The organism is Sphingomonas sp. CFBP 8760, assembly GCF_014841615.1.
In the GTDB taxonomy this organism is placed as follows: Bacteria; Pseudomonadota; Alphaproteobacteria; order Sphingomonadales; family Sphingomonadaceae; genus Sphingomonas.
The window spans coordinates 190,508-214,708 of record NZ_JACYUG010000003.1; the positions used below are offsets into that span (position 1 = coordinate 190,508).

Sequence of the window (24,201 nt, forward strand, 5' to 3'; positions counted from 1 at the left end):
GGCGCATGAAGGGGATGGGCGCATGAGGGGCGTGGCAACCGACATCGGCACGATCCACTTCGTCGGGATCGGCGGCATCGGCATGTCCGGGATCGCGGAGGTGATGAAGAACCTCGGCTACCGCGTGCAGGGGTCCGACGTGGCGGAGGGCTATGTCGTGCAGGGGCTGCGCGACAAGGGCATTCCCGTGGCGATCGGCCATGCCGCCGCCAACATCGGTGATGCCGCCGTCGTCGTCACCTCGACCGCGATCGTCCGCTCCAACCCGGAGGTGGAGGCCGCGCTGGAGCGGCGTGTCCCCGTCGTCCGCCGGGCGGAGATGCTCGCCGAACTGATGCGGCTGAAATCGACCGTCGCGGTGGCGGGCACCCACGGCAAGACGACGACGACCTCGATGATCGCCGCGCTGCTCGATGCCGGCGGGGTCGACCCCACCGTCATCAACGGCGGCATCATCAACAGCTACGGCTCGAACGCCCGGCTCGGCGCGTCCGACTGGATGGTGGTGGAGGCGGACGAGAGCGACGGCAGCTTCCTGCGCCTCGACGGCACCATCGCGGTCGTGACCAACATCGATCCCGAGCATCTCGACCATTACGGATCGTTCGACGCGGTGAAGGACGCCTTCGTCGAATTCGTCGAGAACGTGCCCTTCTACGGTGCGGCGCTGCTCTGCCTCGATCATCCGGAGGTGCAGAACATCCTGCCGCGCGTGCGCGACCGCCGCGTCGTCACCTATGGCTTCTCCGCGCAGGCGGACGTGCGCGGCGTGAACGTCACGCCGGTACCGGGCGGCAATCGTTTCGAATGCATCGTCCGCGCCCGTGACGGCGCGACCAGGTCGATCGAGGGAATCGAACTGCCGATGCCGGGCCGCCACAACGTCCAGAACGCGCTCGCCGCGATCGGCGTCGCGCTGGAAATGGGCATCCCCGATGCGGTGATCCAGCAGGGCTTCGGCCAGTTCGGCGGGGTCAAGCGCCGCTTCACCAACGTCGGCAGCGTCGCGGTGGGCGACGGCCATGCCACGGTGATCGACGATTACGGCCACCACCCCGTCGAAATCCGCGCGGTGCTGGCCGCCGCGCGCGAAGGGGTAGAGAACCGGGTGATCGCGGTCGTCCAGCCGCACCGCTATTCGCGGCTCGGCAACCTGATGGAGGAGTTCCAGACCGCGTTCAACGATGCCGATCGCGTGCTGGTGACCCCGGTCTATGCGGCAGGCGAAACGCCGGTTGAGGGCGTCGATGCCGAGGCGCTGGTCGCGGGATTGAAGCGGCGCGGCCATCGCCATGCCGGCGTCGTCGCCGATGCCGATGCGCTGGCCGACGAACTGGCGGGCACGATCGCGGCGGGGGACATGATCGTCTGCCTGGGCGCGGGCGACATCACCAAATGGGCCGCCGGCCTCGCGCGGGCGATCGCAGACAAACGGCAAGAGGGAGCATCATCATGAGCGACTGGTTCAAGGCGTCGATCGACCTTCAGAAGCAGATGCTCGATGCGCAGAAACAGGCACTCGATTTCGGCAGTCAGGCGACCAAGGCCGGCGACGCGATGGTGCAGGCGCAGGAAGCATCGCGCAAGGCGGCGGAGGCGAACCTCGCCGCGTGGCAGGCATGGACGCGACTATGGGGCGTCGGTCCTTGGTGAGCGCGGGCGATGCGCCGATGCCGCCGGTCCGTGGCCGGCTGACCCGGTCCGCGCCGCTCGCACCGTTGGTGTGGTTCAAGGCGGGCGGCCCGGCGGAATGGCTGTTCGAACCGGCGGATGCGGACGACCTGTCGGCGTTCCTCGCGGCGCTCGACCCGGCGGTGCCGGTGATGGCGCTGGGCCTCGGCTCCAACCTGATCGTGCGCGACGGCGGCGTGGCGGGGGTGGTGATCCGCCTCGGCAAGCCGTTCGCCTTCGCCCGCGCGGATGGCGACACGATGATCTGCGGCGGCGGCACCTCCGGTATCCTTGCCGCCTCCACCGCGCGCGACGCGGGGATCGCGGGGATCGAGTTCCTGCGCAGCATTCCCGGCACGGTCGGCGGCTTCGTGCGGATGAACGGCGGCGCCTATGGCCGCGAGGTCGCCGATATCCTCGTCTCCTGCACCGTCGTCGGGCGCGACGGCGCCGTCACGCGGATGGCGGTGGCGGATCTCGACTACACCTACCGCCATTCCGCGCTGCCGGACGGCGCGATCGTGATCGAGGCGACGGTCCGGGGCACCCCGGGCGATCCCGCCGCGATCCAGGCGGAGATGGACCGCATCGCCGCCGCGCGCGAGGCATCGCAGCCGCTGCGCGCGAAGACCGGCGGCTCGACCTACAAGAACCCGCCCGGCCACAAGGCATGGGCGCTGATCGACGCCGCCGGCTGTCGCGGCCTGACCCGTGGCGATGCACAGGTGTCGGAGAAGCATTGCAATTTCCTGCTCAATCGGGGGAATGCGACCAGCGCCGATATCGAGGCGCTGGGCGAGGATGTCCGGGCACGGGTGCAGGCGGACAGCGGCGTGACGCTGGAATGGGAAATCCGGCGGGTGGGCATGGCATGACGGAGTTTGGTGTGGCTGACGCGGTGTCCTCTCCCCTTCACATCGTGGTGCTGATGGGCGGCTGGTCCGCCGAGCGGTCGGTCTCGCTGCAATCGGGCGCGGGCGTCGCCGATGCGCTGGAATCGCGCGGCCACCGCGTCACCCGGATCGATATGGGCCGCGACGTCGCCGCGCGGCTGGCGGCGGCACAGCCCGACCTCGTCTTCAACGCGCTGCACGGCACGCCGGGGGAAGACGGCAGCGTGCAGGGCATGATGGACCTGATGGGCCTGCGCTATACGCATAGTGGCCTCGCCACCTCGGTCATCGCGATCGACAAGGTGCTGACCAAGCAGGCGCTGGTGCCGCATGGCGTGCCGATGCCGGGCGGCCGCATCGTCCGCTCCGCCGACCTGTTCGAGCGCGATCCGCTGCCGCGTCCCTATGTGCTGAAACCCGTCAGCGAAGGCTCGTCGGTCGGCGTCGCGATCGTGACGGCGGATGGTAACCTTGGCGACCCCATCTCCCGCGATGCCGCCGGCCCCTGGCAGGAATTCGACGAGCTGCTCGCCGAACCCTATATCCGTGGCCGCGAACTGACGACGGCGGTGCTGGGCAACCGCGCGCTGGGCGTCACCGAACTGATCCCGAAGAACGGCTGGTACGATTTCGATGCGAAATACACCGATGGCCTGACCGAACATGTCTGCCCCGCGCGCATCCCGGACGAAATCGCCGATGCGTGCAAGGCGCTGGCGCTGGAGGCGCATCGCCTGCTCGGCTGCAAGGGGGCCAGCCGGTCCGACTTCCGCTGGGACGACGAGCGCGGCGTCGACGGGCTGTTCCTGCTGGAGGTGAACACCCAGCCCGGCATGACCCCGCTCAGCCTCGTGCCCGAACAGGCGCGTCATGTCGGGATGGATTACGCCACGCTAGTACAGGCGATCGTCGACGAGGCGATGGCGGGCGTCGAGGTGGGCGCGGGATGAGCCGCACGATCAAGCGTGGCGCCCCGCCCAAGCGCCCCGCGCCGCGCCGCAAGCAGCCGGTGAAAAAGGTGCCGCTGCTCGACCGCGTCGTCGCGCGCCTGCCCGTCAGCGAACAGACGCTGCGCCGCGTAGTCACCTGGGCGATCACCGGCACCACCGGCGCGGTCGTGGTCGCAGCGGCGGTGTGGATCGGCATCCCCGGCATGGTCGGCGCCGCGCTGGCCGAGACGGCGGGGCAGGCGGGGTTCCGCGTCGAGCAGATCGAGATCACCGGCCTGCGGCGGATGGACCGGATGACCGTCTATGCCGTCGCGCTAGACCAGCGCAGCCGGGCGATGCCGCTGGTCGATCTGGAAGGGGTGCGGCAGAACCTGCTGCGCTACGGCTGGATCGCGGACGCGCACGTCTCGCGCCGGCTGCCCGATACGCTGCTGGTCGATATCGTCGAGCGGACCCCGGCGGCGGTGTGGCAGGATCGTGGACAGCTGATGCTGATCGATGCGCAGGGCGTGATGCTGGAACCGGTGCGCCCCGATGCGGTGCCGGCGTTGCCCTTGGTGATAGGCCCGGGGGCGGACCGGCAGGAGGCGAGCTATCAGGCGCTGCTCGCCGCCGCGCCCTCGCTCAAACCCCGTATCCGTGCCGCCACCTGGATCGGCAACCGCCGCTGGGACCTGACCTTCGACAGCGGCGAGGTGCTGGCCCTGCCGGAGGATGACGCCGCCCGCGCGCTGGTCCGCTTCGCCGATCTCGACGGGGCACGGCCGCTGCTGGGGCGCGGCTGGCTGCGCTTCGACATGCGCGACCCCGCGAAGCTGGTTGCGCGAAAGCCCGGAATGAATCAGAACCATGCATTGGCCGATCCCGCCAAGGTCGGCGACGGGACCGAACCCGCGCAGGTCGGGTCCGATCCCGGCAGCGCGGCCACACCTGCCCCGGTCGGCGGCGGGGCCGAAACGGGCGGCGACACGGGCGGCGCCGAAGGCTAGGGTGCCGATACGGTTGGGGGTTTGAGGCAATGGCGAAGGTGGCACCGGACGGACTGATAACCGCACTCGACATCGGATCGTCGAAGGTGTCGGCGATGATCGCGAAGAAGGGCGATGGCGGCGAACTGATCGTGCTCGGCACCGGCCAGCGCGAAAGCCGCGGCGTGAAGCGCGGCTACATCGCCGACATGGCCGCGACCGAGGCGGCGGTGCGCGAGGCGGTGGAGCAGGCGGAACGGATCGCTGGCCTGAATATCGAGGACGTGTGGGTCGGCTTCTCCGCCGGCGGTCTCGTGTCCGACGTCGCGGAGGTGGAGTTCGAGCTGGGCGGCCACCGCGTCGAACAGGGCGATATCGATGCGCTGCTGACCGCGGGCCGCCAGTCGATCGATCCGCAGGGGCGGATGGTGCTGCATGCGCAGCCCGCGCTCTACACGCTCGACGGGCTGACCGGGGTGAAGAAGCCGCTCGGCCTCCATGCCGACCGGCTGGGCGTGCATATCCATGTCGTCGCCGCCGACGGATCGCCGGTCCGCAACCTCGACCTGTGCGTGCGCTCCGCGCATCTGGAGGTGCGATCGATCATCGCCGCGCCCGTCGCCACCGGTCTGGCCTGCCTGTCGGAGGAGGAGCGCGAACTGGGTGTCGCGCTGGTCGAGATGGGGGCGGGGATCACCAACGTGTCGCTGTTCGCCGGCGGGATGCTGGTCGGGCTGCATTCGCTGCCGATGGGCGCGAACGACATCACCGACGACATCGCCTCCGCCTTCGGCACTCGCCGCCAGCAGGCGGAGCGGATGAAATGCTTCCACGGCTCCGCCAACGCATCCCCGCGCGACAATCACGACATGATTCCGGTCATGCCGATCGCGGCGGAGGACGACGAACATGCCGGGGTGCAGATCACCAAGGCGCAGCTGATCGGCGTGATCCGTCAGCGGCTCGATTACCAGATGGGCGAGGTGCGCAAGGCATTGACCCAGTTGAAGTTCGAGGGGCCGGTCGGCCGGCAGGTGGTGCTGACCGGCGGCGGCGCGGAGTTGAAGGGCATCGCGGATTATGCGCAGCAGGCGCTCGGCCGGTCGGTGCGGCTGGGTCGGCCGCGCGGGCTGACCGGCCTGCCCGAAGCGCATGGCGGGCCGGCCTTCGCGACGCTGGCGGGCCTCGCTTTCTATGCGGCGGCCGATCCGGTCGATCTGCGGACTGTCGCGCCGACGGGGCAGACCGTCCACCGGCCCAGCGGCATGGGGCTGTTCCGCAAACTCATCCAGGCGGCGCGTGCCAATTATTGACCTTTTGTGGTGGCGGGCCGTGTCACATTTCGGCTAATGAATGAGTTCAATTCCCGTTTTGGCGCATCTGTGGCGGGAGTGGCGGAGATATTTTGGCGATGAGCATCGAATTCCTGGCCCCAGAAGTGGACGAACTGACGCCGCGCATCGCGGTGATCGGCGTCGGCGGCGCGGGCGGCAACGCCATCGCGAACATGATGCGCGCCGATGTGCAGGGGGTCGATTTCCTCGTCGCCAACACCGATGCGCAGGCGCTGAAGTCGTCGGTCGCGCCGCAGCGTATCCAGCTGGGCGCGAAGATCACGCAAGGGCTGGGCGCCGGTAGCCGGCCCGAGATCGGCCGCGCCGCCGCGGAAGAGACGATCGACGATCTCGCCAAGCTGCTCGAAGGCGCGCACATGTGCTTCATCGCCGCCGGCATGGGCGGCGGCACCGGCACCGGCGCCGCGCCCGTCATCGCCAAGGCCGCGCGCGACATGGGCATCCTGACCGTGGGTGTCGTCACCAAGCCGTTCAGTTTCGAGGGTAATCGCCGCGCCAAGGCCGCCGATGGCGGGATCGAGGAACTGCAGAAGTACGTTGATACGCTGATCGTCATCCCCAACCAGAACCTGTTCCTGATCGCCAACGCCAACACGACCTTCAAGGAAGCGTTCGAGATGGCGGACGAGGTGCTGCAACAGGGCGTGCGCGGCATCACCGACCTGATGGTGATGCCCGGCCTCATCAACCTCGACTTCGCCGACGTGCGCTCGGTGATGCAGGAGATGGGCAAGGCAATGATGGGCACTGGCGAGGCGTCGGGTGACAACCGCGCGCTGGAAGCCGCGCAGAAGGCGATCGCCAACCCGCTGCTCGACGGCGTGTCGATGCAGGGGGCCAAGGGCGTCATCATCTCGATCACCGGCGGTGACGACATGCGCCTGCTGGAGGTGGACGAGGCCGCGAATCACATCCGCGATCTGGTCGATCCCGATGCGAACATCATCTGGGGTTCCGCCTTCAATCCCGAACTGGAAGGCAAGATCCGCGTCTCCGTGGTCGCCACCGGGATCGAGGCGGTGGAGCGTCCCGTCGCCCCCGCCGCACCGGCCGCCTCCACCTCGTTCAGCTTCGGCGGCACCCGCCGCAGCGACGAGACGCCATCGTTCCGCCCCAGCGCCGATCAGGCCCCGCGCGCGACCGCCCCGGCCGCTGCCGCGCCGACGGCACCGACTCCGGCCGCACCGCCTGCACCGGCACCGGCCCCCGTCGCGGCGGCGACGCCACCGGCCGACAGCGACGAACTGGTGCTGGGTGCCGATGCGGTGGTGACGCCGCCGGCCCCGCGCGCCGCGCCGGTGCAGCAGCCCGCACCCGCGCCCGCGCCGCAGCCGGCCGCCCCGCGCATGGCCCCCCCCACCGCCGTCACGCAGCCCGGCGTGCCGACCCCCGCCGCCGACGAGGGCGGGATGCGCCGCCGCTGGATCGCCCCCGGTGCAGAGGCGGCCAGCCCGGTCGAGCCGACTCCCGGCCCCCGGGTGAAGCTGGGCGGCACCCTGTTCGAGCGCATGTCCAACGCCGCCCGTGGCGCACCGCGCGACGAGGACGAAAAGCCGGCAGAACCGCTTGATATCCCGCGTTTTCTTCACCGCCAAAACAACCAGTAAGCCGGCCCCGCCCGCGTTCGGATCGGCCGGACGCGGGCGGTTCGGTCCGCGATGCGTTCGCCGCCGGTCCGCCCCGCTTCGTCGTAGTTGGGAAAAAGGACCATTGCCGGTTGATCCGTGCTGGTCTGTAGCGAGCATCGTTCCATGACCCGCTTCATTTCCCTTACCGTCGCCGCCCCGCTTGCGCTGGCTGCCCTGTCCCTTCCGGTCATGTCCCTGTCGGTCATGCCCTTGCCGGCCGGCGCGCAGCAGATGGTGCAGTCGCTGGCATCCACCGATGCCGATCTGCTCGCGGCGCAGATGCGCCAGCTTGCCGCCAATCCCCGCGATGTGAACGCACTGGCGACTGCCGGCGAACTGTCGCTGAAGCTGGGCGATCTCAGCGCCGCCGCCTCGTTGTTCGCGCGTGCCGACAAGGTCGATTCGGGCAATGGCCGGGTGAAGGCGGGGATGGCCGCGATCCTCGTCCGTTCCGAACGTCCGGGTGAGGCGTTGCGGTTCTACGAACAGGCGGAGCGGTCCGGATTGCCGACCGCCCGCTACGCCGCCGATCGCGGCCTCGCCTATGATCTGGTCGGCGAACAGGAGCGGGCGCAGCGGGATTATCGCGCCGCGCTGGCCGTATCGCGTGATGACGAGACGGTGCGCCGCTATGCGCTGTCGCTGGGTATCTCGGGCCGGCAGGCGCAGGCGCTGGAGCAACTCGATCCCCTGATCCGTCGGCAGGACCGGGCGGCCTGGCGGGCGCAGGCATTCGTGCTGGCGATGAACGGCGATACCGCGGCGGCGACCAAGATCGTCACCGCGATGATGCCAGGCAATCTGGCGCAGGGGCTTGCCGCCTTTTTCCAGCGGTTGCCGTCGCTGTCACCGGTCGATCGCGCCTTCGCGGTGCATTTCGGCGAGATCCAACCCACGCCCGAACGGATCGCCGATGCCCGGCTGACCCCGAAACTGCCGCCGCTCGCCGGCAGTCCGCCGGTGCAGGTCGCCGCCGTCGCCCCGGCCACGGTCACCCGGCCGGCTGCGCGCGACACGCGCCGGACCCGGGCCGCCAACCCCGTCCAGACTCCGCCGGCCCGGAACGTGCCGGCGCAGGGCACGCCGGTTCAGACCATACCGGCCCAGGCCCCGCCGGTGCAGGTCGCGGCGGTGCCGACCCCGGCGGCATCGTCGCCCCCGGTCGTCTGGGCCGCGCCCCGCGCGGTGGTGCAGCCGCTGCCACCCACGCCCGAGGTTACGGCGCCGGTCGCGGTCGCCGCCGCCCCGGTCGCGCCGGTCCAGTCGAGCGCGGCGACGCAGCGCGCCGATTCGGTTCTCGCGCGCATCGTCGCCAACCTGTCGATCCCGGCCGAGGAACTGGGGGTCGTCGAGCCCACGCCGGCCGCATCGCGCGCGCCGCTGCCGGTCAAGGTCGCCGCCGCCCCGGCCTCCGCCGCCGGCCGCCGGGTGGTGGCGGAAGCATCGGCCAAGGAGGCACGCGACACCGCTGTCCGCCGCGTCGTCGCCGCCCGCCTGACCGGCAATGCCACCGCCGACGATGCCGCCATACCCCTGACCCGCGCCCAGCAGCGTGCCGCCGACCGCAAGGCCGCCATGGTGGATGCGAAGGGCAAGCCGCTGACCGCCGCGCAACGTCGCGCCGCCGCGCGCAAGCCCGCCATCGAAGACGCCACCGCCGTCGCGGTCGTCGAGGACGAAAAACCGCTGACCCCGGCGCAGAAGCGCGCCGCCGCCCGCAAGGCCGCCGCCGAGGAAAAGGCGATGACCCCCGCCGAAAAGCGCGCCGCCGCGCGCAAGGAAGCGGCAGAGAGCAAGAAGACCGCCGACCGCAAGGCGCTGGCCGACAAGGCCGCCGCTGACAAGAAGGCGGCGCGCAGCAACCCGGCACGCATCTGGGTGCAGGTCGCCAGCGGTGCGAACGATGCCTATCTCGGCCAAGCCTGGAAGACGATCACGGCGAAGGCGCCGCAGGCGTTTCGCGGCAAGGCCGGCTACAGCCAGTCCGTCCGCGCCACCAACCGGGTGATGACCGGGCCGTTCAAGACGGATGCGGAGGCGCGCGCCTTCGTGAACCAGTTGGCGAAACAGGGGGTGCCGGCCTATTCGGTCACCACCGATGCCGGTGAACCGGTCGCGAAGCTGCCCGCCAAGTGACGGTCATCCCGCGCGCGCCCTATGCGGCGGACCCGGCGGCGAGTCGCGGCCGGCTTCACGACGAAAGCGGCGGCGGCGTGCGTGGCCCGCGCGACGCGTTCCAGCGCGACCGCGACCGGGTGATCCATTCGATCAGCTTCCGCCGCCTCCGTCACAAGACGCAGGTTTTCATGGCGCCTGATGGCGACCATTTCCGCGTCCGCCTGACCCACAGCATCGAGGTCGCGCAGATCGGCCGAGCGATCGCGCGCGCGCTGGGTCTGAACGAGGACCTGACCGAGGCGCTGTGTCTGGCGCACGATATCGGCCACCCGCCCTTCGGCCATGCCGGCGAGGATGCGCTGAAGGCGGCGATGAAGGGGGCGGGCGGCTTCGACCATAACGGCCACACGCTGCGCACCCTGACCGAGATCGAACGCCCCTATCCGCTGTGGAACGGGCTGAACCTGACCTGGGAGACGCTGGAGGGGCTGGCGAAGCATAACGGCCCCATTCGCCATCCCGGCTGGGCGTTGCAGGCGGCGGATGCGGCGTTCCCGCTCGATCTGGGCGAGTGGCCGACGCTGGAGGCGCAGGTCGCCGCGCTGGCGGACGATATCGCCTATGACAATCACGACATCGACGATGGCCTGCGCGCCGGGTTGCTGACGCTCGACCAGTTGATGGCCGAACCGCTGGTGGCGCGGACATGGGCCACGGTACGCGCGCGTTACCCCGATACCGGCGAGACGCGGCTGGCGCGGGAACTGGTGCGCAGCCAGATCGGCGAGATGGTGACCGACCTGATCGACGAGACGCGGGCCCGGATCGCCGACAGCGGCGTCGCCAGCGTGGCGGATGTCCGCGCGGCGGGGCGGGCGCTGGTCGGTTTCTCGGATCGGTTGCGGATCGAGGAGCGCGACCTGAAACGGTTCATGTACGCCAACCTCTACCACCATCCCCGCCAGCTGGAGGCGGCGGCGGCGGCGCATGGCGTGGTCGACGGCTTGTTCGCCGCCTATAGCGCGGACCCGGCGACGATCCCGCCCGAATGGCGGGAACGCCTGCCATCGGCGGAACCAGACCGCAGCCGGCACATCGCCGATTTCATCGCGGGGATGACCGATCGCTATGCGATCGCCCGTTACCGCGAACTGGTCGGGCCGATCGATCTGCCCGAAGGCTTCTGACCGGCCCGAACGGGGATCAGCGACTGATCGCGGTCATGCCGCCGGCAGCGCCGCGGGCCTGTGCGGTGTCGAACGCGACGTTCGCGTTGCCCGACGTGCCCGTGACCCGGTGGCCCTTCACGACCAGATTGAACGGCGCGCGATCCGGCAGGCGATGGCCGGAAATCAGCTTGGCGCCCTTGGCGGTTTCGGTCGTCTTGTAGACATAGGTATAGCCGTCATGCTGGAAGGTCTGCTCGCCCTCGGCAGCGGTAGCCGGCGCGGCGATGGTGAACCAGGCGGCGGCGGCGACGAGAAAAATGGCAGTGCGCATGATCGTGTTCCTCGCGAAAGAGCGTGGCGCTCGATCAGGTCCTCTTTATGTTGTATGACGCAAAGATATTGCGGTGCAGCATGGCCCGCAACTGCAAAGGCCCCGACTGCGATTGCGCGGTACGCAATCACGTGACGGCGATGGTTTGAGCTGGCGCGGTTTTCCGCTAGACGAACCGCATCTCGATCATCGGACCAGTCATGACGCTTTACACCCGCTTCGCCACCCATCTCGATGCGGCGCTCGATACGCTGACGGCGAACGGCGTCCTGCCGGCGGGGCTGGACCGGCGCAACGTCACCGTGGAGCCGCCGCGCGATACCACGCACGGCGATCTCGCCACCAACGCGGCGATGGTGCTCGCCAAGCCCGCCGGGGTGAAGCCGCGCGACCTGGCCGTCGCGCTCGCCGCGGAGCTGGAGAAGATCGCCGATGTCGCGCGGGTCGACGTGGCCGGGCCGGGATTCATCAACATGATGCTGACCGACGACAGCTGGCGCAGCGAGCTGACCGGCATCCACGCCGCCGCCGCCGATTACGGCCGGTCGACGACGGGGGAGGGGATCACCGTCAACATCGAATATGTCTCGGCCAATCCGACCGGGCCGATGCACATGGGCCATTGCCGTGGCGCGGTGGTGGGCGATGCGCTTGCCAGCCTGCTCGAATTCGCCGGGCACAAGGTCATCCGCGAATATTACGTCAACGACGCCGGGGGGCAGGTCGACGTGCTCGGCCGCTCGGTCCACCTGCGTTACCGCGAGGCGCTGGGCGAGAGCGTCACGATCCCGGAAGGGCTGTATCCCGGCGACTATCTGGTGCCGATCGGGCAGGAACTCGCCGCCGAGTTCGGCGACCGCTACGTCGCCTCGCCGGAGGAGGAATGGCTGGCGTTGTTCCGCACCCGCGCGGTCGCGGCGATGCTGGTCCTCATCAAGGCCGATCTGGCGCTGCTCGGCATCCATCACGACCTGTTCGCGTCCGAGGCGGAATTGCAGGCCGCCGGCAAACCCGAGGCGGCGGAGGCGGAGCTGCGGTCGCGCGACCTCGTCTATGACGGCGTGCTGGAAGCACCCAAGGGCGAGACGCCGGACGATTGGGAACCGGTGGTCCTGCCGCTGTTCCGCTCCACGCAGTTCGGTGACGATCAGGATCGCCCGATCCGCAAGTCGACCGGGCAATGGACCTATTTCGGCGCCGACCTGGCCTATCACTATCAGAAGGCGCAATCGGCGGACCAGTTGATCGACATCTGGGGCGCCGACCATGCCGGCACCGTCAAGCGGATCGTCGCCGCCGTCGCCGCGCTGACCGGCGGCAAGACCCGGTTCGACGTGAAGCTGATCCAGATGGTCCGCCTGCTGCGGGGTGGCGAGCCGGTGAAGATGTCGAAGCGCGCGGGCAATTTCGTGACGCTGGCCGATGTGGTGCGCGAGGTCGGGCGCGACGTGGTGCGCTTCACGATGCTGACCCGCCGCGCCGACGCGCAGATGGACTTCGACTTCGCCAAGGTGGTGGAGGCGTCGAAGGACAATCCGGTCTTCTACGTGCAATATGCCCATGCCCGTATCGCCTCGCTCCACCGTCGCGCGGACGAGGCGGGGATCGCGGCCGGCACCGCCGATCTGTCGCGGCTCGATGCCGACGAACTGGCGCTGGTCAAGCTGCTGGCGCAGTTCCCGCGCACCGTCGAGACGGCGGCGGCCACGCGTGAGCCGCATCGCATCGCCTTCTATCTCGGCGATGTCGCCGCCGCGTTCCATGCGCTGTGGAACGTCGGCAACGACCGGCCCGACCGTCGCTTCCTGATCGTCGACGATGCGGCGGCGACGCGGGCGCGGCTGTTCCTGGCGGATGGCGCGGCGCAGATCATCCGCAACGGTCTGGCGATCATGGGCGTAGAGGCCGTGACGGAGATGAACTGATGATCGACGATCGGTATCGGCGCGACGAGGACCGGCTGCCCTGGCTGGAGACGATCGGTCCCGATGAGGATCGCGATCCGCCGTCGTTCATCCGTTTCCTGGCATTGCTGCTGGTCGCGCTCGCCGTGCTGGCGGTGGTCGCGTTCGCGGTGTTGAAATACCGGTCGTCAGACCCGTCGGGCACCGGCCAGCTGATCCCCGCGCCGGCCGAGCCGTACAAGGTCCGTCCCGAGGAACCGGGTGGCCTGAAGGTGGAGGGGGAGGGCGATGCCGCGATCGCCACCAGCGACGGCAAGGCCGCCGGCACCGGCGCGATCGACCTGACCGCGGTGCCCGAGGCGCCCGTCGATACCAGCCGCGCCCCCGCCGCCAGCCCGACCCCCGACGCCGCCGGCCGCAGCGCCGTCGCCGACGTGCCCGCCGCACGCGGCCGTCTGGTCGCCGCGGCGCCGATCGGGTCCGGCCGGCCGGCGGCAGGCAACGCCACCGGCAACGGCGCGCTGGTCCAGCTGGGCGCCTATCCCAGCGAGGCGGGCGCCAACGCCGCCTGGACGCGCTTCACCAAACGCTTCGGCTATCTCGCGCCGCTGGAGAAACTGGTCCAGCCGGTCGCGCGTGAGGGCAAGACGCTGTTCCGCCTGCGCGTGAACGCCGGCAGCGCCGCCGCCGCGGCCGATCTGTGCGGCCGCCTGCGCGTGGCGGGCGAGGAATGTTTCCTCGCGAGTTGACGGGCGGATGACACCGATCGTTGCCGGCATCGCCGGCCCCGTGCTGACCGCCGAGGAGGCGGATGTGCTGGCGCGGATCGGGCCGGCGGGGATCATCCTGTTCGCCCGCAACGTCGCCGATCCGGCGCAACTCTGTGCGCTCACCGATTCGCTGCGCGACTGTATGGGTCGTGCCGACCTCGCGGTGCTGATCGATCAGGAGGGCGGACCCGTCGCCCGGCTGCGTCCGCCGCACTGGCCGGATTTCCCTGCCGCCGCCCGTTTCGCCGCCGCCTATGATGTGGCACCCGCGACCGCGATCCGGGCGATGCACGCGCAGGGGCAGGCGATCGGACGGGTGCTGGCGGCCGCCGGCATCACGATGAATTGCGCGCCGCTGCTCGATATCGGCCATGCCGACACCGATCCCGCGCTGGTCCCCCGGCTGGCGGGGCACGAGCCGTTACGCGTCGCGGCATTGGGGCGGGCGATGCTGGGCGGTATGGCGGGGGCGGGGGTAACGGGCATCGTCAAGCATCTGCCGGGGCTCGGTCGCGCGACGGTCGATCCGCACCACGCGCTGCCGATCGTGACGGCCGGCGCCGAAACGCTGGCGATCGACGCGCAACCGTTCCGCGCGCTCGCCCATGCCCGCGCCGGCATGACCGCGCATGTCGTCTATGCCGCGTGGGATGCCGCCCGGCCCGCCACGCTGTCACCGGTGGTGATCGACCGGGTGATCCGCGGCACGATCGGATTCGACGGGCTGCTCGTCACCGACGATCTGCACATGGGGGCGTTGTCGGGCGATCTGGTCGAACGGGCGGTCGCCGCGATCGCGGCGGGATGCGATCTGGCCCTGTGCTGTCACGCCACGCCGGCCGGATTGCTGGCCTTGGCGACCGCGCTGCCGGCGCTGTCCACCGCCGCGCATGACCGGCTGACACGGGCGTATCCGGTTGCACCGGCATCGTCCGGCGACATGGCCGCGTCCCTTTCGCATCGCGATGCGTATCTGGCAGCGACGGGCGCGGTTCGGCTGGCAATATCCGGCAAGACCGACTAGATCACGGCCCAGTCTCAGGAGTAAGCGCCATGGGCAGTTTCAGCCCGATTCACCTGCTCGTCCTCGCCGTCGTCGCCATCCTGTTGCTGGGTGGCGGGCGTTTTTCCAGCCTGATGGGCGATGTCGCCAAGGGCGTGAAGAACTTCAAGAAGGGCATGGCCGAGGAGGATTCGTCGCCCAAGCCATCGAAGCAGATCGAGGCGCAGACCCGTGCCGAGCCGGCGTTCGACCGTGACGGCGACCGCGTCGGCGACCGCGTGCGCGACGACCGCTGATTCTCCCCTCCCGCTGAGGCGCGGCCCGCATGTTCGATATCGCGCCGACCGAGCTGTTGCTGGTCGCGTTCGTGGCGCTCGTCGTCATCGGCCCCAAGGATCTGCCGAAGGCGATGCGCGTCGTCGGCTATTGGGTCGGTCGCGCCCGCGGCGTCGCGCGCCAGTTCCGCTCCGGCTTCGACACGATGGTGCGCGAGGCCGAGCTGGAGGAGATGGAGAAGCGCTGGGCCGCCGAGAACGAGCGGATCATGCGTGAGCACCCCGCCCCGACGGCCGAGGCGACCGACGCCAGCCATACCCGCCCCCCTCACGATCCCATTACCTATGGACCGGAGGACACGACGCAGACCGCGGTGATGGTCGAGCGCCCGCATGTCGATCCCGCGCCACCGGTCGCGGCCGGCCCGGCCGATCCCGAGCCGGGCGAACCGGAGCCGGTCGGGTCAGCCCCCGCCCATGGCGATGCCACCCCGCCGCTCGATCGTCCCGGCCGGACGGAGGGAGCGGCATCGTGAGCGAGATCGACGACAGCCGCGCGCCCCTGCTCGATCACCTGATCGAGCTGCGCCGTCGCCTGCTCTACTGCATCGCCGCGCTCCTGCTGGCGTTCGCAGTCGCTTTCTATTTCTCCGAGACGATCTTCGCCTTCCTGGTCCAGCCGTTGCTCAGGGCCGGGCAGGGAACGGTGATCTATACCGAGATATTCGAGGCGTTCTTCGTCCAGGTGAAGGTCGCGTTCTTCGCGGCGATGATGATCGCGTTCCCGGTGATCGCCAACCAGTTGTGGCAGTTCGTCGCCCCCGGCCTGTACCGCAAGGAAAAGAAGGCGCTGTTGCCCTTCCTCCTGGCGACGCCGCTGCTGTTCCTGCTCGGTGCGGCGATGGCCTATTACGTCGCGATCCCGATGGCGTTGCACTTCCTGCTCGGTTTCGACGGCGTGGTCGGCGGGGTGAAGCGCGAGGCGTTGCCGGCGATCGGCAACTACCTGTCGTTCATCATGCAGTTCCTGTTCGGGTTCGGTCTGGCCTTCCTGCTGCCGGTGCTGCTCATGCTGCTCGAACGCGCCGGTATCGTCACCCGCCAGCAGTTGAAGAGCGCGCGGCGCTACGCCATCGTCGGCGCGTTCGCGATCGCCGCGGTGCTGACCCCGCCGGACGTGGGTTCGCAGTTGCTGCTCGCGATCCCGCTGTGCATCCTCTACGAATTCGCGTTGATCGGTATCTGGTTCACCGAGCGTCGTCGCGCCCGCGAGGCGGAGGCCAACGAGGAACCCGCCTGATCGCCGGATCATGACGTCGTGAAGCCTGCTCCGCCCTCGTTGCGGGTACGGGGGCGACGCGATCGATGGTTAGGCCTCCAGACGCCCATCAGGCTCTCAACCACAGGATCGACGCCGGATCGCCGTACCTCGCCCATCCTGTACGACAGGCGGATCGAACGAAAACGGCCGGCGCGGGGGATACCCGCACCGGCCGTTCGTTCGTTGGGACGACGTGCTTACTTGACGTCGTTCGCGGTCTTGGAGACGGCTTTCCCCGCAGAGCTCACATCGCGACCGGCACCTTCGACGGTGTTGCAGGCCGACACCAGCAACGCACTGGCCACGAACGCGAGACCAACCAACTTACGCATGGGATACCTCCTCAAGGCTGAACTGCCGAACAGGCAATGTTCCTGTGGGGGGATCGTTCCCAATTTGCATCGATTGCAGCCCGAAAACGTTAAAGGCCCGAAAACATCACCAGGGGGGGGAGGGTGATGGTTCCGGGCCTATGTCGTGGACCGCGATAGCGGGGGGGCACAAGGTCGCGATCCGAAATGGAAAACGGGCAACGGGACGGCTGGTTCCCGGTGTCGTTCCGAAAATCGAAGAAAAAATGAAGGTCCGCCGGAAAAAGACCGCCGGCACCGGATCAGTCGCGGCCCAGCACCGCGATCGCGATCTCATACGCACCCGCCAACGGGTCGTGATGCAGCTTGGACCGCAACTGACGCGACAGTCCCTCCATCACCCGGCCATAACGATGCGTGGCGAGATCGCGCAACGTATCGCCATCGACCAGCGCGCGCGACACGACGCGCAACACCGCGCGCTCGGGCACGTCGGCGGGCTTCAGCGATACCTTGATCTGCGCGGCGCCGTCGCACCCGCCGGCCAGTTCGACGATCTCGGTGACCAGGAACGCGACCGCCACCGCGACGTCCTGGTTCACCAGGAAGGCATCGACGTCCAGCGTGATCCCCACCGCCTGCGATCGTTCGGATGCGGTGGCCCGGATGTTGGACGCCAGTTCGCCGATCATCGTCCGCATGTTCAGCCCGCGATGTTCCTCCAACTCGGCGAAATGGTGGCGATGCACCACCGCCAGCGCATCGACGCGCCGCTGGATCGAGGCATAGGCCGCGGTGGCATCGGCGCTGCGCGCGCTGCGGGCATGGAACGCGATCAGGCTGGCGATCACCTGCAGGTTGTTCTTGACGCGGTGATGCACCTCGCGCGTCAGCTTGGTCTGGCGGCGCAGGCCCTCTTCCAGCCCGGCTTCATGCGTCGCTACCGTCTGACTGATGGTGCGGAACGTCTCGCCCAGTTCGCGGATTTCCTGCGCGGGCAGGCTGGTCGCGTGCGAATCGATCACCTCGCCCGGCGTATAGGCGGCGACGCTCGCGCGCAGCTGGCGCAGGGGGCGCAGCAGCAGCCGGTCGACCACGAACCACGCGATCCCCGCCGCCGCCACCCACATCAGCAGCGGCAGCATCATCGCGATCACCAGCGACGACGTGATCGGCGCACTGCTGACCGCGGTGGCGAGCACCAGCCCACCGATCCCCAGTTCGGTGCGCAGCGACTCCATCCGGCGCAATATCCCGTCGCCGGGTACCGGTTCCAGTTCCAGTTGCTGGTCGTCGAGCAGCAGGACGCTGGAGAAGGTGTTGGCGCGGCTGCTGGGCCGGCCCAGCCGGCGCAGGAAATCCTCGGGGAAGAAGGCGCGGGCGGTGATGTCGGACCGCGCCTCGGCGATCGACAGGACCACGCCCTGATCGGGCACGATCGCCGCCGCGATCGGTGCATCCGAATCGGCGGGCGTCGCACTCGGCAACGGCACGCCGCACAACAGGCGACCGCGCCGGTCGGTGATCGCGAACCGTGCGCCGGCGGAGGCTTGCTGCGCGAACACGCCTTGCGCGCGCGCGCAGCTGGGGGCGTCGGCGGCGTCGCTGCCCAACGCCTGCACCGCCACGCGCAGCGCGGTCATGTCGCCGACCAGTTCGATCGCGATCGCCCGCGCGCTCTCGGTGGCGGCGATGCGCAGCCGCGCCCGCGATTCCGCGTCGGCCAGCCGCGTGGTCTGGAGGGTGGCGAACACCGCGATGATCGCCAGCGGCAGCAGCGCCGCGCTCAGGATCAGGAACAGCTTCGCGCCCGTCGTCAATCGCGACAGCGGAAAGGAACGTATCGTGAGGGTAGAAAGCTTGGACGGCGGGGGAGTCGGGGTATCGGACGCCGGGGTATCGGGCATGGTGCCCGCGATCAGGTAAGTTTGCCGAGGAGGTCGAGCAGATCGTCGGGAACCTGCTCGCTCACCGTGTTCTCATAGACTGAGCGCAGTGCCGAACCCATGTCGCGATCACGATTGGCGGCGTCCCGGGCCGGGCGCATGTCGCCATCGGCCCGGAATGCGTCGGTGATCTGCGCCGTATCGTTCTTATCCTGACCCAAGCTGAACGTCTTTCCCCCTGATGCCGCGCCAACGTCGCGGCCCGCAGTGAACCACGAATATAGCGCGGTCCGATTGTGGCGATGAAACCAAAAATCGTCTCGATGGTTCCCGCCATGGCACGAAAAACACGGACTCGCCTTGCGGGAGTTCGATATCGTCGTTTCGCGTTGGATCAATACCGGCCTTAGCGCGTAAGCGGGACGGATCGTTTTCAGGGAGTTTTCATCGCACATGTCGCTCGGACAGCAACTCGCCCCGCATCTTCCTTTCCTGCGGCGCTACGGCCGGGCACTTACCGGTAGCCAGGTGCATGGGGACAAGTATGTCCGTGCCACGCTGGAGGCGATCGTCGCCGCGCCGGACCAGTTTCCGCGTGACGTCGATCCGCGTCTCGGCCTGTACCGGATGTTCCAGGGCATCTGGAACTCCGCCAATTACGACGAGATGGAAGACAGTCTCGGCAGCGAACTCGCCGGGGCGGAAGCGGTCACGCGCGCCCGCCTGTCGCGGATGACGCCATTGTCGCGTCAGGCGCTGCTGCTGACCGCGATGGAGGGCTTCACCCCCGAAGACGCCGGTTATCTGATCGACGCCGATGCCGACGAGGTCGACCGGCTGGTCGCCGAGGCGCTGTCCGAGATCGAGAATCAGACCCGCGCGCGTGTGCTCATCATCGAGGACGAGCCGATCATCGCGATGGATATCGAAACGATCGTCCGCGATCTGGGTCATGACGTCACCGGCGTCGCCGTCACCCGCGACGAGGCGGTCGGGCTGGCGATGGAGGATCGGCCGGGTCTGGTACTCGCCGATATCCAACTGGCCGACGACAGTTCGGGGATCGATGCGGTGAAGGATATCCTCGCCGAGTTCGAGGTGCCGGTGATCTTCATCACCGCCTTCCCGGAGCGCCTGCTGACGGGCGAGCGGCCCGAGCCGACCTTCCTCATCACCAAGCCGTTCCAGCGGTCGACGGTGAAGGCGGCGATCAGCCAGGCGCTGTTCTTCGACCAGAGCACCGTGCCGGGCGAATGACCTGACGCGGCAGGATGTTGCGGACCCAAAACGAACCCCGGAGGTTTATCCGTCATGGACAGTCCCGAAAAACCCACCCGCCTGTCGGGTGAAGAGGCCCGTGCCGGGGCGACCCCGCATATGACGCGCTACATCTTGCCGATCTCGCTGACGCTCATCATCGTGATCTTCGCCATCATGGTCTTTCGCTGAACGGCGGTCCATGGAACGGCCCGTTAACAGCGGGTTGGAATAGGGCGCGTCCGCGCCTATCTTGGGGCGGCGCGACACACGCGTCGCCCCTCACGATCGGATAAGAATGACCCAGCCCGTGCTGCGTGACGACGACGTTGAGGAGCAGGTCGATGCTCCCGTCGAACATGTTTCGTTGTCTGATCCAGAGTTCAAGACACAGCTGGCGCAGGTGATTCCGCACCTGCGCGCGTTCGGTCGGTCGTTGTCGGGCAGTCGCGATCTGGCCGACGATCTGGTGCAGGAGACGCTGCTGAAGGCATGGGCCGCACGCAAGCGTTTCCAGGCCGGCACCAACATGCGCGCCTGGACCTTCATCATCCTGCGCAACCTCTATCTGTCGCAGATGCGCCGTGCCCGGTTCAAGGGCGAGTGGGACGATCTGGTCGCCGACCGCATCCTCGCCGCCCCCGCCAGTCAGGACCGTCACGTCGAACTGGGCGACATGCAGCGTGCCCTGATGCACCTGCCGCAGCCCCAGCGAGAGGCGTTGATCCTCGTCGGCGCGGGTGGCTTCGCTTACGAAGAAGCGGCGGAAATCTGTCAGGTCGCGGTCGGCACGATCAAGAGTCGGGTGGCCCGTGGCCGTGTCGCGCTCGAAGCGCTGCTGACCGATGGTGCCGCGCTGCCCTCACGTCGCGATCACGAGGTCGATACCAGCAAGACCGCGCTCGATTCGATCATGGGCGATGTGGACATGCTCAGCCGCGGTCGTTGATGCCGCGGCCGGCATCGCGCTCGCGCCGCTCAGTGGTGGTGACGCGACACCCGGTCTATGTCGCGCAGCAACGGCGCCCATTGGGGCGGGATGTCGGCACCCTCACCGTAAACGCGCCGCAATGACTGGCCGATTGCATCGGTCGCACGGGGCATACGGACGATCTGTTCGCCATTATCGCGCTGGATCACAAGGCTGGTGGCGAAGGTCATGACCGGTAAAACGTTCGGATCGGCCATTCGTTTCGTTCGGGCGGCATGGATGTGACGCGATGATGACGGTGCCCCCCGCGACCGGCGATCTGGTCGAGGCCCTCGACCGTGCGCGGCGCTGGTCGCCGTTCCTCGCGATGGTGGCCGCGCGGGAACCCGGTATCGTTGCCGCAGCGGAGGCGGGACGGCTCGACCTGTCGCCCGCGATCGATCCCGACCTGCCCGTCGCCACCCGCCTGCGCCGGCAGCGCCGCGCCCTTGCGCTCACCGTCGCACTGGGCGACCTGTCGGGGCGGCTCGACCTTACCGCCGTCACCGCCGCGCTGACCGGCTTTGCCGATCAGGCGCTCGACACCGCGATCCGCACTGCCATCACCGAACGATATCCGGGCGAGGAACCGCGCGGGTTCACCGCGATCGCGCTGGGCAAGCAGGGGTCGTTCGAACTCAACTACTCCTCCGACATCGATCCCATCCTGTTGTTCGATCCCGCCACCCTGCCGCGCCGCGCCAGGGAGGAGCCGGAGGAAGCGGCGGTCCGCATCGCCCGCCGCGTCGTCGAGTTGCTGCAGGCGCGCGACGGCGACGGTTATGTCCTGCGCGTCGACCTGCGGCTGCGCCCCTCGGCGGAGGTCACGCCGATCGCGCTGCCGGTGGATGGCGCCATCGCCTATTATGAAAGCCAGGCGCTGGCATGGGAGCGCGCCGCCTTCATCCGCGCCCGCGCCGCCGCCGGCGACATCGCGCTGGGGCAGCGGTTCCTGACGGCGATCCGGCCGTTTGTGTGGCGGCGCACGCTCGATTTCGGCGCGGTCGGGGAGATCAGGGCGCTGTCGGCGCGGATCCGCGATCATCATGCGCAGGGGCAGGCGTTCGGCCCCGGCTACGACCTGAAGCGGGGGCGGGGCGGTATCCGCGAGGTCGAGTTCTTCGCGCAGATCCATCAGTTGATCCACGGCGGCCGTGACCCGGTGGTGCGGGCGCCCGCCACCCGCGATGCGCTGGTCGAACTGGCGATCGGCAGCTGGATCGACGTCGGCGACGCCGCCGCGCTGGGTGACGCCTATACGCTGCTGCGCACGATCGAGCACCGGGTGCAGATGATCGACGATCGCCAGACGCACGCCTTGCCCGCCACCGCCGATGCGCTCGACCGGGTGGCGCGGTTGCACGGGCTGGGCGAGGGGGCGGACCTGCTCGCGCTGTTGCGACCGCATGTCACGCGGGTCGGCGACGTCTATGACGCGCTCGACGATCGCCGTCGCCCGGCGCTGTCGCGCGATCCGGAAACGCTGGCGGACACGCTGGCGGCGGGCGGGTTCGATCCCGACTTCGCAGTCCGCCGCATCGCCGCGTGGCGCACCGGCACCTATCCTGCGCTGCGCAGTCCCGCCGCGCGCGATGCGCTGGAGGCGGTGCTGCCGACGCTGGTCGAGGCGCTGGGCACCGCGCCCGACCGCGATCAGGCGCTGCGCCGGCTCGACGCGATGCTCGAATCGATGCCCAGCGCGATCAACATCTTCCGCCTGCTGGAGGCACGGCCGGGGCTGGCCGATCTGCTCGTCCGCCTGCTCGCCCATGCGCCGGTGCTGGCGGACGAGCTGGCCCGGCGGCCGGCGCTGCTCGACGGGCTGATCGATGCGACCGCGCTCGACGGCGTCGGCGATCTGCCCATGCTGGTCGCGGCGATGCGCGGCGGCGATGCCGGCGATTATGGCGCGCGCCTCGATCACGTCCGCCGGCTGGTGGGCGAGGCGCGGTTCGCGCTGGGGGCGCAGATCGTCGCCGGCACCGCCGATCCGCTCGCCGTCGCCGCCGGCTATGCCCGCGTCGCCGAAGCCGCGGTCGGCGTGCTGGCCGATGCCACCGTCGCCGAATTCGCCGCCGCGCACGGCCGGGTGCCGGACAGCGAACTGGTGATCCTGGCGCTTGGCCGGTTCGGCGGCGGCGCGCTGACCCACGCCTCCGACCTCGATCTCGTCTATCTGTTCACCGGCGATTTCCGCGCCGAATCGGATGGCCCCCGCCCGCTGGGGGCCACGCTCTATTACAACCGGCTCGTCAGTCGGATCACCGCCGCGCTGTCGGTGGCGACGGCGGCGGGGCCGCTCTATCCGGTCGACACGCGGTTGCGGCCATCGGGCGCCCAGGGGCCGCTGGCGGTGTCGCTCGACAGCTTCGCCCGCTACCAGCGCGAGGAGGCATGGACGTGGGAGCATATGGCGCTGACCCGCGCCCGCACCGTCCATGGCTCGCCGGCGGCGCGCGCCGCCACCGATGCGGTCGTCGCCTCGGTGCTGGCGGGCGACCGGTCGACGCGCGATATCGTCGCCGACGCGCGGACGATGCGGGCCGACATGGCCCGGCACAAGCCGCCGCGCGGCGGGATCGATGCCAAGCTGCTGCCCGGCGGCCTCGTCGATCTCGAATTTCTCGTCCATGTCCTGCAACTTACCCGCCGCACCGGCTTCGCGCCCGATCTGGGTGTCGCGATCGATGCGCTGGCGGCGGCGGGGCTGGTCTCGTCGTCGCTGCGCGGCGCGCATGACGCGCTGACCCGGTTGCTGGTCACGATGCGCCTCGTCGCGCCCGATGCGGAGCCGCCCCCGGCGACGGCGACGCGCGCGCTGGTCGCCGCCGCGCTGGGGGTGCCGGACTGGCCGGCGGTGGTTGCCAGTCTGGCGGCGGCGCGGCAGGAAGTGGCGACGGCGTGGGACGCGCTGATGCAGGAGCAGGCGGCATGAACGACGGCGAACCCATCCCCCCGGTCGGCGTCACCGGTGCGGATGGCGGCACGATCGATCTCGCCGCGCTGCCGCGCCCGCTGGTCGTCTATTTCTATCCCAGGGACGATACCGCCGGCTGCACGCGCGAGGCGCAGGATTTCACCGCGCTGGCGCCCGATTTCGCCGCGGCGGGCGCATATGTGCTCGGCGTGTCGAAGGATTCGCCGGCCGCCCATGCGAAGTTCATGGCGAAGCACGCGCTGGGCATCGCCCTCGCCAGCGATCTTGATGGCACCGCCTGTGCCGCGTTCGGCGTCTGGGTCGAGAAGAACATGTATGGCCGAAAGTATATGGGCATCGAACGGGCGACCTTCCTGTTCGGGGCGGACGGCACGCTGGTGCGGGCATGGCGCAAGGTGAAGGTGCCCGGCCACGCCGCCGCCGTATTGGGCGCCGTATTGGCTGCCCTGCCGGATGCGGGGCCGCCGCGCTGATCCGCCGTCC

Annotated in this window: 25 protein-coding genes; 20 read left to right on the forward strand and 5 right to left on the reverse strand. The window is 69.4% G+C overall.

From position 1 onward, the window contains the following. The first annotated feature begins 22 nt into the window (after nucleotides 1-22). From murC to IFT82_RS05765, 9 genes are all read left to right on the forward strand, one after another. Entirely contained in the window at nucleotides 23-1,456 is a 1,434-nt protein-coding gene (gene murC / locus IFT82_RS05725) for a UDP-N-acetylmuramate--L-alanine ligase (protein ID WP_192125366.1), read from the forward strand. Then, the gene (locus tag IFT82_RS05730) at nucleotides 1,453-1,653 is read left to right on the forward strand and encodes a hypothetical protein (RefSeq protein WP_192125367.1); all 201 of its coding nucleotides are present in this window, start codon (nucleotides 1,453-1,455) and stop codon (nucleotides 1,651-1,653) included. Before murC ends, IFT82_RS05730 begins: the two co-directional genes overlap by 4 nt. A gap of 17 nt (nucleotides 1,654-1,670) precedes the next feature. Next, on the forward strand, nucleotides 1,671-2,546 hold the full coding sequence (murB, locus tag IFT82_RS05735) for a UDP-N-acetylmuramate dehydrogenase (protein ID WP_192125506.1): 876 nt from the start codon (nucleotides 1,671-1,673) through the stop codon (nucleotides 2,544-2,546). Beyond that, nucleotides 2,543-3,514, forward strand: coding sequence for a D-alanine--D-alanine ligase (locus IFT82_RS05740; protein ID WP_192125368.1), 972 nt, complete (start codon nucleotides 2,543-2,545; stop codon nucleotides 3,512-3,514). The genes murB and IFT82_RS05740 overlap by 4 nt, the downstream gene beginning before the upstream one ends. Next, nucleotides 3,511-4,503 carry a cell division protein FtsQ/DivIB gene (locus tag IFT82_RS05745; protein ID WP_192125369.1) on the forward strand — a complete coding sequence of 331 codons (993 nt, stop codon included), beginning with the start codon at nucleotides 3,511-3,513 and terminating at the stop codon, nucleotides 4,501-4,503. The genes IFT82_RS05740 and IFT82_RS05745 overlap by 4 nt, the downstream gene beginning before the upstream one ends. A 29-nt stretch (nucleotides 4,504-4,532) precedes the next feature. Further along, nucleotides 4,533-5,795, forward strand: a complete 1,263-nt coding sequence (gene ftsA, locus IFT82_RS05750; protein ID WP_192125370.1) for a cell division protein FtsA — start codon at nucleotides 4,533-4,535, stop codon at nucleotides 5,793-5,795. A gap of 98 nt (nucleotides 5,796-5,893) precedes the next feature. Next, nucleotides 5,894-7,444 carry a cell division protein FtsZ gene (ftsZ, locus tag IFT82_RS05755; RefSeq protein ID WP_192125371.1) on the forward strand — a complete coding sequence of 517 codons (1,551 nt, stop codon included), beginning with the start codon at nucleotides 5,894-5,896 and terminating at the stop codon, nucleotides 7,442-7,444. A 144-nt stretch (nucleotides 7,445-7,588) separates the two neighbouring features. After that, nucleotides 7,589-9,601 (forward strand): SPOR domain-containing protein, encoded by a 2,013-nt coding sequence (locus IFT82_RS05760; RefSeq protein WP_192125372.1) that lies wholly within the window; start codon nucleotides 7,589-7,591, stop codon nucleotides 9,599-9,601. Next, complete coding sequence (locus IFT82_RS05765; RefSeq protein WP_192125373.1) at nucleotides 9,598-10,770, forward strand: deoxyguanosinetriphosphate triphosphohydrolase; 1,173 nt, start codon at nucleotides 9,598-9,600, stop codon at nucleotides 10,768-10,770. Before IFT82_RS05760 ends, IFT82_RS05765 begins: the two co-directional genes overlap by 4 nt. 16 nt (nucleotides 10,771-10,786) lie before the next feature. On the opposite strand, the gene IFT82_RS05770 is transcribed toward IFT82_RS05765, so the two are convergent. Further along, the gene (locus IFT82_RS05770) at nucleotides 10,787-11,083 is read right to left on the reverse strand and encodes a hypothetical protein (protein ID WP_192125374.1); all 297 of its coding nucleotides are present in this window, start codon (nucleotides 11,081-11,083) and stop codon (nucleotides 10,787-10,789) included. Between the two features lie 200 nt (nucleotides 11,084-11,283). Here IFT82_RS05770 and argS point away from each other — a divergent pair, with 200 nt between their 5' ends. Genes argS through tatC form a run of 6 tightly spaced genes read left to right on the forward strand, consistent with a single transcriptional unit; the run spans nucleotide 11,284 to nucleotide 16,335 of the window. Beyond that, complete coding sequence (gene argS / locus IFT82_RS05775; protein ID WP_192125375.1) at nucleotides 11,284-13,008, forward strand: arginine--tRNA ligase; 1,725 nt, start codon at nucleotides 11,284-11,286, stop codon at nucleotides 13,006-13,008. Next, a complete protein-coding gene (locus IFT82_RS05780; protein WP_192125376.1) occupies nucleotides 13,008-13,736 on the forward strand; it encodes an SPOR domain-containing protein in 729 nt (242 codons plus the stop codon). Before argS ends, IFT82_RS05780 begins: the two co-directional genes overlap by 1 nt. A 7-nt stretch (nucleotides 13,737-13,743) precedes the next feature. Further along, nucleotides 13,744-14,781 carry a glycoside hydrolase family 3 protein gene (locus tag IFT82_RS05785; RefSeq protein WP_192125377.1) on the forward strand — a complete coding sequence of 346 codons (1,038 nt, stop codon included), beginning with the start codon at nucleotides 13,744-13,746 and terminating at the stop codon, nucleotides 14,779-14,781. Nucleotides 14,782-14,810: 29 nt separating this feature from the next. Beyond that, nucleotides 14,811-15,056, forward strand: a complete 246-nt coding sequence (locus tag IFT82_RS05790; RefSeq protein WP_192125378.1) for a twin-arginine translocase TatA/TatE family subunit — start codon at nucleotides 14,811-14,813, stop codon at nucleotides 15,054-15,056. A 29-nt stretch (nucleotides 15,057-15,085) separates the two neighbouring features. Then, entirely contained in the window at nucleotides 15,086-15,571 is a 486-nt protein-coding gene (gene tatB / locus IFT82_RS05795; protein WP_192125379.1) for a Sec-independent protein translocase protein TatB, read from the forward strand. After that, on the forward strand, nucleotides 15,568-16,335 hold the full coding sequence (gene tatC / locus IFT82_RS05800; RefSeq protein WP_192125380.1) for a twin-arginine translocase subunit TatC: 768 nt from the start codon (nucleotides 15,568-15,570) through the stop codon (nucleotides 16,333-16,335). Before tatB ends, tatC begins: the two co-directional genes overlap by 4 nt. Nucleotides 16,336-16,553: 218 nt before the next feature. Here the strand turns inward: tatC and IFT82_RS05805 are convergent, their stop codons facing one another. The 3 genes from IFT82_RS05805 to IFT82_RS20760 form a co-directional block, all read right to left on the reverse strand. Continuing rightward, the gene (locus IFT82_RS05805) at nucleotides 16,554-16,688 is read right to left on the reverse strand and encodes an entericidin A/B family lipoprotein (RefSeq protein WP_192125381.1); all 135 of its coding nucleotides are present in this window, start codon (nucleotides 16,686-16,688) and stop codon (nucleotides 16,554-16,556) included. Between the two features lie 281 nt (nucleotides 16,689-16,969). Then, a complete protein-coding gene (locus IFT82_RS05810; RefSeq protein WP_192125382.1) occupies nucleotides 16,970-18,574 on the reverse strand; it encodes a sensor histidine kinase in 1,605 nt (534 codons plus the stop codon). Between the two features lie 11 nt (nucleotides 18,575-18,585). Next, complete coding sequence (locus tag IFT82_RS20760; protein ID WP_244646534.1) at nucleotides 18,586-19,008, reverse strand: NepR family anti-sigma factor; 423 nt, start codon at nucleotides 19,006-19,008, stop codon at nucleotides 18,586-18,588. On the opposite strand from IFT82_RS20760, the gene IFT82_RS05820 reads away from it, so the two are divergent. The 3 genes from IFT82_RS05820 (at nucleotide 19,007) to IFT82_RS05830 (ending at nucleotide 20,759) form a co-directional block, all read left to right on the forward strand. Then, nucleotides 19,007-19,810: a response regulator gene (locus tag IFT82_RS05820; RefSeq protein ID WP_192125383.1), complete on the forward strand. Its 804-nt coding sequence runs from the start codon at nucleotides 19,007-19,009 to the stop codon at nucleotides 19,808-19,810. The two genes, IFT82_RS20760 and IFT82_RS05820, sit on opposite strands and share 2 nt — an antisense overlap. Before the next feature lie 54 nt (nucleotides 19,811-19,864). Next, on the forward strand, nucleotides 19,865-20,002 hold the full coding sequence (locus IFT82_RS05825; RefSeq protein WP_192125384.1) for a hypothetical protein: 138 nt from the start codon (nucleotides 19,865-19,867) through the stop codon (nucleotides 20,000-20,002). 106 nt (nucleotides 20,003-20,108) lie between these two features. Further along, complete coding sequence (locus IFT82_RS05830; RefSeq protein ID WP_192125385.1) at nucleotides 20,109-20,759, forward strand: sigma-70 family RNA polymerase sigma factor; 651 nt, start codon at nucleotides 20,109-20,111, stop codon at nucleotides 20,757-20,759. A 29-nt stretch (nucleotides 20,760-20,788) separates the two neighbouring features. Here IFT82_RS05830 and IFT82_RS05835 read toward each other — a convergent pair whose 3' ends face one another. Next, nucleotides 20,789-20,998, reverse strand: a complete 210-nt coding sequence (locus IFT82_RS05835) for a hypothetical protein (RefSeq protein WP_192125386.1) — start codon at nucleotides 20,996-20,998, stop codon at nucleotides 20,789-20,791. Nucleotides 20,999-21,030: 32 nt separating this feature from the next. Between IFT82_RS05835 and IFT82_RS05840 the strand changes: the two genes are divergently transcribed. Next, on the forward strand, nucleotides 21,031-23,715 hold the full coding sequence (locus IFT82_RS05840; RefSeq protein ID WP_244646535.1) for a bifunctional [glutamine synthetase] adenylyltransferase/[glutamine synthetase]-adenylyl-L-tyrosine phosphorylase: 2,685 nt from the start codon (nucleotides 21,031-21,033) through the stop codon (nucleotides 23,713-23,715). Continuing rightward, a complete protein-coding gene (locus tag IFT82_RS05845; RefSeq protein WP_192125387.1) occupies nucleotides 23,712-24,191 on the forward strand; it encodes a peroxiredoxin in 480 nt (159 codons plus the stop codon). Before IFT82_RS05840 ends, IFT82_RS05845 begins: the two co-directional genes overlap by 4 nt. Nucleotides 24,192-24,201: the final 10 nt, after the last annotated feature.